This is a genomic window from Corallococcus sp. CA047B (assembly GCF_003612065.1).
GTDB lineage: Bacteria > Myxococcota > Myxococcia > Myxococcales > Myxococcaceae > Corallococcus > Corallococcus praedator.
Genome location: NZ_RAWD01000329.1, coordinates 1 through 10,084, shown reverse-complemented (window position 1 = coordinate 10,084; position 10,084 = coordinate 1). Strand labels below are relative to the sequence as shown.

Sequence of the window (10,084 nt, the reverse complement as noted above, 5' to 3'; positions counted from 1 at the left end):
CTCCACGCACAGGCCCACGCGCGAGCCCCGCCCCACGCCCAGCTTCCGCAGTCGGTGCGCGAGCTGGTTCGCCCGCGTCTCCACCTGCCGGTACGTCCGCTGCTCTCCCGCGAAGTCCAGCGCCACCACGTCCGGCGTGCGCTCCACCTGCGCCGTCACCAGCGTGTGGACGCACTGCTCCCTTGGGTACGCCGTGCGCGTCGCGTTCCACGCCACCACCTGCCGCTGCCGCTCCTCCGCCGTCAGCAGCTCCAGCCGCCCCACCTTCGTGTCCGGGTTCGCCGCGATGCCCTGCAGCAGCACCTCCAGGTGCCCCGCCATCCGCTCCACCGTCGCTGCGTCGAACAGGTCGGTGTTGTACTCAATCGACCCGGAGAACCCCGTCGGCGTGTCGGACAGCGACAGCGTCAATTCGAACTTCGTCGTCTGCGCCTCCACGCGCAGCGTGCGCAGGGACACCTCCGGCATCACCAGCTCCGACACCGGCGCGTTCTGCAGGCTGAACATCACCTGGAACAGCGGCGAGTGGCTGAGCGAGCGCACCGGCTGGAGCAGATCCACCAGCTTCTCGAACGGCACCTCCTGGTGCGCGAACGCCCCCAGCGCCCGCTCCCGCACCTGCGCCAGCACCTGGCGGAAGGTCAGCTCCGGCGTCACGCGCGCGCGCAGCACCAGGGTGTTGATGAAGAAGCCGATGAGGCCTTCCAGCTCCGCCCGGTTGCGGCCCGCGATGGGCGTGCCCACGCGGATGTCATCCTGGCCGGTGTAGCGCGCCAGCAGCACCTGCCACGCCGCCAGCAGCGTCATGAAGGGCGTCGCGCCCTCCTTCTGCCCGAGCGCCTTGAGCGCCTCGGACAATTCACGCGGCAACTGCACGAAGTGCTTCGCGCCGCGCGAGCTCTGGACCGCCGGACGCGGCCGGTCCGTGGGCAGGGCAATCACGTCCGGCGCACCGGAGAGCTGCTCCTTCCACCACTTCAGCTGCGCTTCCAGCGTCTCGCCCTGGAGCCACTCGCGCTGCCACGCGGCGTAGTCCGCGTACTGGAGCGCCAGCGGGGGCAGCGGCGACGGGCGGCCGTGGAGGAACGCGTCGTAGAGCGCGGCCAGCTCGCGGATGACGACGCCCATGGACCAGCCGTCGGAGATGGCGTGGTGCATCGTCACGAGCAGGACGTGCTCGTGCTCCTGGGTGCGCAGGAGCGACGCGCGCACCAGCGGGCCCCGCGTCAGGTGGAACGGGCGCAGCGATTCCTCGCGCACGTGCCGGTACAGCTCGTCCTGGAGGGCGGCGCCGGACAGGGTGCGCAGGTCCACCACGTCCAACGTCAGCGGCGACGGCGGCGCGATGACCTGCACGGGCCCCGCTTCCGTGGTGCGGAAGGTGGTGCGCAGGGATTCGTGGCGCTCCTGGAGGGCCGTGAAGGCCTGCTCCAGGGCGTCCCGCTTCAGCTCGCCCTTCAGCTCGATGGCCAGGGGGATGTTGTAGAGCGCGCTCTCCGGCTCCAGTTGATCCAGGAACCACAGGCGCTGCTGGGCGAAGGACAGCGGCAACGGCGAGCCGTCCCGGGGACGCGAGGCGATGACCGGCGCGCGCGCGGGCTTGCCCTGCTGGGCTTGCTGCTGACGCAGCTGCTTGAGCAGGAGGGCACGCTTCTCGGGAGACAGGGCTGCGATGCGCTTGTCGGCGTCACTGCTCATTGCTGGAAACCTTCTTGCTGTCGTCCTGGGGGAGCACTTCGTCAGAGGAAAGGAGCGCCTCCGCCTCTTCGGCGGACAGGTTCTCCAGCTCCCCCATGAGTCGTTCGAGTTCCGCGGGGTCTGCTTGCGCGGCCTGGGCCTGCACGATGTGGACGGCGAGGTTCTCCACCGTCGGGGACTCGAAGATGTCCCGGAGCGGCAGCTCCACGTCGAACGTCGTGCGGATGCGCGAGATGAGCTGGGTGCCCAGGAGGGAGTGGCCCCCCAGCTCGAAGAAGTCGTCGTGGACGCCCACCTGCTTGACGCCGAGCAGCTCCGCCCAGATGGCGGCCAGCTCCTCTTCCAGCGCGTCACGCGGAGCGACGTAGCCCTTTTCCAGTTCGGGGCGTTCGGTGTCCGGTGCCGGCAACGCCTGGCGATCCAGCTTGCCGTTGGGCGTGAGCGGCAGCGCCGGCAGCGACACGAACGCCGTCGGCACCATGTACTCGGGCAGGCGCGCGAGGAGCGCTTCCTTCAGCGCGCGCACATCCAGCACCTCACCCTCACGCGGGACCGCGTAGCCCACCAGCCGGGGGTTGCCCGGCACGTCCTCGCGCAGGAGGACCACGGTGGCCTCCACGGCGGGATGATCCGCGATGGCCGCTTCCACCTCACCCAATTCGATGCGGTAGCCGCGCAGCTTGAGCTGGTGGTCGATGCGGCCCAGGAACTCGATGTCCCCGGACGGCAGGTAGCGCACCAGGTCGCCCGTCGCGTAGAGCCGGCCGCCTGCGTCGGGACCGAAGGCGTCCGGCACGAAGCGCTCCGCCGTCAGGTCCGCGCGGTGCAGGTAGCCCCGCGCCAGTCCCACGCCACCGACATGCAGCTGGCCCGGGATGCCCACCGGCACCGGCTGTCCCTGGTCGTCCAGCACGTACACCCGCACGTTCGGCAGCGGCGTGCCGATGGTGGGCCGCTCCGGATCCACGTTCGCCCGGACGGTGGCGCAGACGGTCACCTCGGTGGGGCCGTACGCGTTGAGGAAGCGCCGGCCCGGGGACCAGCGGCGCACCAGCTCCGCGGAGCACGCCTCGCCCGCGGCGGCCACCGACGTGAGCGCCGGCAGGTCCTCGGTGGGGAGCTGCGCCAGCACCGACGGTGTGAGCGTCACCGTGGTGATGCCCCGCGACTTCAGCAGGCCGTGCAGGGGCGCGCCGGGCATCAGCTCCTCGCGCGGCGTCAGGTGCAGGGCCGCGCCGGCCAGCAGCGCGGAGAACGTCTCCCACACCGACGCGTCGAAGCCGAACGCCGCGAACTGGAGGACGCGACTTGAAGGCGTGATGCCCAGGGCCGCGATGGCCGCCGTGGCCGTGTTGCACAAGCCACGGTGATGCAACAGCGTCCCCTTGGGCCGACCCGTCGAACCCGACGTGTAGATGACGTACGCCAGGTGCTCCGGCTCCAGCTTCACCGGCGGTGGCGTCACGGGATGTTTCGCGATGCGCGCCGCGTCCGAGTCCAGGCACACCAGCAACTCACCCTGCGACGGCAATTCATCCGCCAGGGCGTCCTGCGTGACGATGACGGGCACCGCCGCGTCCGCCAGCATGTAGGCCAGGCGATCAGTCGGGTACGAGGGGTCCAGGGGCAGGTACGCGGCGCCCGCCTTGAGGATGCCCAGGATGCCCACCACCATGTCGAGTGAGCGTTCCACGCAGAGTCCCACCCGCGACTCCAGGCCCACGCCGCTCTGCTTCAGATGCCACGCGAGCTGATTGGCCTTCGCGTCGAGCTGCGCGTACGTCAGCGACTCCGCGCCGAACACCGCCGCCAGCGCCTGGGGCGTGCGCGCGGCCTGCGCCTCGAACAGCGCGGTGGCCGTCGGGCCCGGCAGCTCGGCCGTGCGCGTGTCGTTCCACGTCTCCAGCAGCGTGCGGCGCTCTTCGCCGGTGAGCAGGGAGAGTGAAGACAGGCGGCGGGAAGGCTCGCGCGTCAGGCCCTCCAGCACCTGTTCGAAGTGCTTCGCCATCCGGGCCACGGTGGACGTGTCGAACAGGTCCGTGGCGAACTCCCAGACGCAGGCGAGCCCCTGGGGCGTCTCCTGCACCGCGACGGTCAGGTCCAGCTTGGCGCGGGTGGCCTCCTGGCCCACCTGGGTGAGCTTCAGGCCGGGCAGCTCCAGCCGCGACGCGGGGGTGTTCTGGAGCACCAGCTTCACCTGGAACAGCGGGGCCTGCCCCAGGCTGCGCTTGGGGTTCAGCTCCTTCACCAGCTCCTCGAAGGGCAGGTCCTGGTGCGCGTAGGAGGACAGCGCCGTCTCCCGCGCACGGGCCAGCAGCTCGCGCACGGTGGGGTCGCCGCCCAGGTTCCCGCGCAGGACGAGCTGGTTGACGAAGAAGCCGATGAGCCCTTCGGTCTCCGCGCGGTTGCGGTTGGCGATGTCCGTGCCCACCACGATGTCCGTGCGGCGCGTGTAGCGCGACAGCACCACCTGGAAGCCGGCCAAGAGCGCCATGAAGAGCGTGACGCCCTCGCGGCGGCACAGGGCCTGGAGGTCCGCCATCACCGACGGAGGCACCAGCACCTGGAGCTGCTCACCGTTGTGGGACTGCACGGTGGGCCGGGGCCGGTCCGTGGGCAGGTCCACCGTCTGCGGTGCGCCGTCCAACTGCTTGCGCCACCACGCGAGCTGCCGGGCCAGCGCGCCCTGCTCCATCCACTGGCGCTGCCAGGCCGCGTAGTCCGCGTACTGGAGGGCCAGCTCCGGCAGCGGCGACGGCTGGCCCAGGTGGAAGGCCTCGTAGAGGGCCACGACTTCACGCACGAGCACGCCCATGGACCAGCCGTCGGAGACGATGTGGTGCATGGTCAGCAGCAGCAGGTGCTCCTGTTCGGCGAGCTTCAGCAACGTCACGCGCAGCAGCGGCCCCTTGGAGAGATCGAAGGGACGCTTCGCCTCGTCCTGGGCCCGCTGGAGGGCCTCCGCCTCGCGGGTGGACTCGGGCAGCGAGCCCAGGTCCTGCATGGGCAGCGGGGCTTCCGGCACCGGCAGGATGACGTGGAGCGGCCGGCCTTCCTCGGAGCGGAAGACGGTGCGCAGCGATTCATGGCGGCGGAACAGCTCCGCGAACGCGCGCTCCAGCGCGGCCACATCCAGCGGGCCCTGGAGCCGGAGCGCCGCGGGCACGTTGTGGAACGAGCCCTGCGGCTCCAGCTGATCCAGGAACCACAGCCGCTGCTGCGCGAACGACAGCGGCAGCGCGTCCGTGCGCGGCACGGCCACCAGGGGCGGGACGCGAGGTCCTTCGGCGTCCTTCGCTTTCGCCTCCAGCAGGCGCGGGAGCAGCCCCGCGACGGTGGGGGCCTCGAAGAGATCCCTCAGCGGCAGCTCCACCTGGAACACGTCCCGGGCGCGCGACACCGTCTGCGTCGCCCGGAGCGAGTGTCCGCCCAGCGCGAAGAAGTCGTCGTGGACGCCCACCTTCTCCACGCCCAGCACCTGCGCGAAGAGTCCGGCGAGCAGCTCCTCCTCCGGCGTGCGGGGCGCCACGAAGTTCGCGTCCTCGCCCGGGCGTGCGGCCTCCGGCGCGGGCAGGGCCTTGCGGTCCACCTTGCCCGTCACCGCCACGGGCAGCGCGTCCAGCACCACGAAGGCGACCGGCACGAGGTAGTCCGGGAGCGTCCTGCGCAGCGCGGTCCGCAGCGACGCGGCGTCCAGCGCGGCACCGGGCTTCGGCACCACGTAGCCCACGAGTCGCTTGTCTCCAGGCACGTCCTCGCGCGCGAGCACCACGCCCGAGGCCACGTCCGGGAGGGCCGTGAGCACGGACTCGATTTCGCCCAGCTCGATGCGGAAGCCGCGCACCTTCACCTGGTCGTCCTGACGGCCCAGGTACTCCAGCACGCCGTCGGCACGGCGACGCACGCTGTCGCCGGTGCGGTACAGGCGCGCGCCCGGCTCGGGGCTGAACGGATCCGGCACGAAGCGCTCGGCGGTCAGGTCCGGGCGGCCCAGGTAGCCCCGGCCCACGCCATCACCCCCGACGAAGAGTTCGCCCACCGCGCCCAGCGGCGCGAGCCGGCCCGCCGCGTCCAGCACGTACAGGCGCGTGTTGGCGATGGGATGACCGATGGGCACGGGGCCCGTGCGCGGTTCGTCCTCGCGCACCTCGTGGATGCAGCAGCCCACCACCGTCTCGGTGGGACCGTATTCGTTGATGAGCCGGGTGCCCGGCGCGTACCGCCGCCAGTGCTCCAGCGCCTCGTAGCCCAGGGCCTCGCCGCCAATGACGAAGGCGCGGGCACGTCCGGGGGCGTCCTGCTCGCCGAGCTGCGCCTCCAACAGACGCAGGTGCGCGGGCGTCAGCTTCACGAGGCTGTGGTCGGCCTGACGGCGCAGGGCGTCGCCCAGGCCCTCCACGGCGCCCACTGCCTCATCCACCAGCACGGCGGGACGGCCCGCGGCGAGCGGCGCCAACAGGCTGGTCACCGTGAGGTCGAAGGAGAACGACGAGTGCACCGGCGCACCCTGCCCGTCCGCCACGCGGTACGCGTTCAGGGTCCAGGCGAGGTAGTTGACGACGCCCCCGTGCGTCACCATCACGCCCTTGGGACGGCCCGTGCTGCCGGACGTGTAGATGACGTACGCGAGCGCTTCCGGAAGCGCCTCCACGTCCGGGCGAGTGGTCGGATGGGATGCGAGCACGGACTCCAGCGCGTCCAGGTGGACCACCGGGGTCCGCCCCCCCGGAAGGCGCGACTCCAAGTGCCGGTGCGTCAGCAGCGCGGAGAGGCCGGCGTCGCGGGCCATGTAGCCCAGACGATCCTCGGGATAGGTCGGATCCAGGGGCACGTAGGCACCACCGGCCTTGAGCACGGCCAGCAGGCCGACGACGAGGTCGGGACCGCGCTCCAGGCAGATGCCCACGCGGGATTCCGGACCCACGCCCAGCGAGCGCAGGTGGTGCGCCAGTTGGTTCGCGCGCGCGTCCAGTGCGCCGGCCGTCATGCGGCCCGTGTTCCAGCGCAGCGCCTCCGCGTCGGGCGCCTGCGCGGCCCGGGACTCGAAGAGCTGCTGGACCGCGAGCGTGCGCGGGTACTCCACGCGCGTGGCGTTCCAGGTGTCGCGCAGCGCGTGCGTCTCTTCCGCCGACAGGAGCGTCACGTCGGCGAGCCGCTGTCCGGCCCGCGCGGCCAGTCCCTCCAGGGCCCGGCGCCACTGACCAAGCAGGGCCTTCGCCGTGGCCTCGTCGAAGCGCGGCGTCTCATGGGCGAGCTTGAGCAGCAGCTCGCGGCCGGGAGCGGCCACCGCGGTAAGCGGGTAGTTCGTCCGCTCGAAGGCGTGGAAGTCACGCACGTCCAGCTGGCGGGCCTGCGCGTCCACCGTGGTGTCGACGGGGTAGTTCTCGAAGACGAGCAGCGTCTCGAAGAGGGGCGTTCCCCGGGGCACGTCGCTCCAGCCCTGCACCTGCACGAGCGGGCTGTGCTCGTGGTTGCGCAGCTCCACCTGCTGCGACTGGAACCGCTGGAGCCACGGGACGACGTCCGCCTGTTCCTCCAGCCGGACGCGCACGGGCAGCGTGTTGATGAACATGCCCAGCATCGTGTCGACGCCCGGCAGCTCCGAAGGACGTCCCGCGACGGTCGCGCCGAAGACGACGTCGGACGTGTTCGCATGGCGCGCGAGCACCAGGGCCCACGCGGCCTGCACCAGGGTGTTGAGGGTGAGCTGGTGCCGGCGCGCGAAGGTCTGGAGCGCGTCGGTGGTCTCGGTCGGCAGGAGCACCGCCTGCTCCGACAGCCCGCCAGAGGCATGGGTGCGGGAGACCACGCCCGCCGGAAGCGGCGTGGCGGCGGAGAAGCCCGCCAGGGTGTCGCGCCAGAAGGTCTCCGTGCGCGCCAGGTCCTGACGCTGGAGCCAGGCGATGTACTCGCGATACGCCGGGCCCTTGGTAAGAGCCGGGGCGTTACCCCGCACCAGCGCGGCGTAGCGGGTGAAGACCGCCTTGCGCAGCAGTGCCGAACTCCAGCCGTCCGTCAGCAGGTGGTGGAAACTCCACACCAGCCGGTACGCCTGTTCCTCCGTGCGGATCAGCGCCAACCGCATCAGGGGCGCACGGGACAGCTCGAAGCCGAGTGCCCGGTCCTCCGCGAGGAACGTCTCCAGACGCGACTGCTGTTCAGCGACGGGCAGCCCGCGCCAGTCGAGCTCCGTCCACGGCAGCGTTACGCGCGCATGCACGGCCTGGAGCGGGGATTCCAGTCCCTGCCAGAAGAAGGACGTGCGCAGCACCGGGTGGTTGGCGAGGACGTCCTGCCAGGCCTGCCGGAGGGCCCCCAGGTCCAGCGCGGAGTGGAAGCTCCACGAGCGCTGTTCGAAGTACGCGCCCGACGCCGGCTCCAGCAGCGTGTGGAAGAGCATGCCCTGCTGCATGGGTGACAGCGGGTACAGGTCCTCCAGGTCGGGCACCGCCGCCATCACGCGCTCCAGCGCGGTGGCGTCCACCCGGGCGAGCGGGAAGTCCGTGGGCGTGCGGCGGGCCGCATCCTCCGACGCGCGGGTCGAGATGAGCGTGCGCAGCGCGGCCACGAAGTCACGGGCCAGGGACTCGATGGTGGCCTGGGTGTAGAGGTTCTCGCTGTAGCCCCAGCTCAACTGGAGCTGTCCGTCCAGCACCAGTCCGCTGACGTCGAGGATGTGGCGCCGCGGAGCGCGCGGGCTGCGCACGGGTCCACTGCCTTCGCGGGCGATACTGAAGGCGGTGTCCCCTGCTCCGGACGCGACGCCGTCGAACTGCCCCAGGTAGTTGAAGGACACCTGCGCGGGAGGCGCGGCGCGCAGGGCTTCCACCGTCGCGTCGTCGCCCAGGAAGCGCAGGAGCCCGTAGCCCAGGCCGTTGCCCGGCAGGCGCCGCAGGGTGTCGCGGACCGCGCGCAGGCCGTCGCCGGGGCTGCCGGACACCGGCACCTCCAGCAGCACGGGATACACGGCGGTGAACCACCCTACCGTGCGGGAGATGTCCGCGTCCGCGAACAACTCCTCGCGCCCGTGGCCCTCCAGGTTGACGCGCACGCGGGGCTGCCCCGTCCAGCGTGCCATTGACTGGACCAGCGCCGCGAGCAGCACGTCGTTGATCTGCGCGCGCCAGGCTCCAGGGACTTCCTGCAACAGCAGCCGCGTCTCCTCCACGTCGAGCGACAGCGACACGCTCCGCGTCGAGCCCACGACGTTCTCACCCCCGGCCCGGTCCACGGGCAGCGGCGCGACGCTCCGGGTGCCGTCCAGCCAGAAGGCGCGCTCGGCCAGCACCTCCGGGGTGTGGGCATGGGCTTCCAGCCTGCGGGCCCACGTCTGGAAGGAGGTCGTCTTCGCGGGCAGCCGGACCGGGCGCCCAGAGGTGAGCTGCTGATAGGCCGTCTCCAGGTCCTCCAGCAGCACGCGCCAGGACACGCCGTCCACCGCGAGGTGGTGCACCGCCAGCAACAGGCGCGCCGTGTGGCCTTCGCCGCGCTCAATCAGCATCGCGCGCAGCAGCAAGCCCTCCTCCAGCACCAGGCTCGCCTGCACCTGGGCCGCGGCCTCCTGCAGGGCCTGCGCCTTCGCGGCTTCATCCAGCGCGGAGATGTCCAGCCGCCGCAGCGACAGGGGCTGGTCCAGGCCCGCGTTCTCTTGCGACCAGCCGCTGGCCTCGCGGGTGAAGCGCAGTCGCAGGGCGTCGTGGTGCGCGACGAGGTGGCGAAGCGCCTGCTCCAGGAGCGCGGCATCCACCGGACGGCGGACCTCGATCATCAACGACTGGTTGAGGTGGTGCGGATCCACGACGTCTTCTTCGAAGAGCCGGCGCTGGATGGGCGTGAGCGGGACGGACCCACGCACCTCGCCCTGCTCCGCGACGACGAGCTGGGCCGTCGTGGCGACGCCCGCCAGGGCCGCGATCGTCTGGTGCTGGAAGAGCTGACGGGTGGTGATGCGCAGTCCGGCCTGCGCGGCACGCGCGACGATCTGGAGGCTGATGATGGAGTCGCCGCCCAGCTCGAAGAAGTTGGCGTGGATGCCGACGTGATCCAGGCGCAGCACCTGCGCCCAGATGCGCTCCAGGGTCTGCTCGATGGACGTGCGCGGTGCGACGTAGTCCCGTGCGTCCGCTTCCGTGCGCTCCGGCTTCGGCAGGGCCTTGCGGTCCACCTTGCCGTTCGCGTTGAGCGGCAGCGCATCCAGCACCACCAGCGCCGACGGCACCATGTACTCCGGCAGCCGCCCCTTCAGCTCGCTTCGCAGCGTCGTGCTGTCCAGTGTGTGGCCAGCCTTCGCCACCACGTACCCCACCAGCCGCTTGTCTCCGGGCACGTCCTCCCGCGCCACCACCACCGCCTCGCGCACGCCTTCGCATGCGCCCAGCCCCGCCTC

2 protein-coding genes are annotated in these 10,084 nt (G+C 71.5%); both read right to left on the bottom strand.

The annotated features are described in order from the left end of the window. The coding region (locus D7X74_RS34300; RefSeq protein WP_147446782.1) for a condensation domain-containing protein at positions 1-1,698 on the bottom strand (1,698 nt) is incomplete at its 3' end. Beyond that, positions 1,688-10,075, bottom strand: coding sequence for a non-ribosomal peptide synthetase (locus D7X74_RS34295; protein ID WP_255424515.1), 8,388 nt, complete (start codon positions 10,073-10,075; stop codon positions 1,688-1,690). The genes D7X74_RS34300 and D7X74_RS34295, both read right to left, overlap by 11 nt. Positions 10,076-10,084 lie beyond the last annotated feature (9 nt).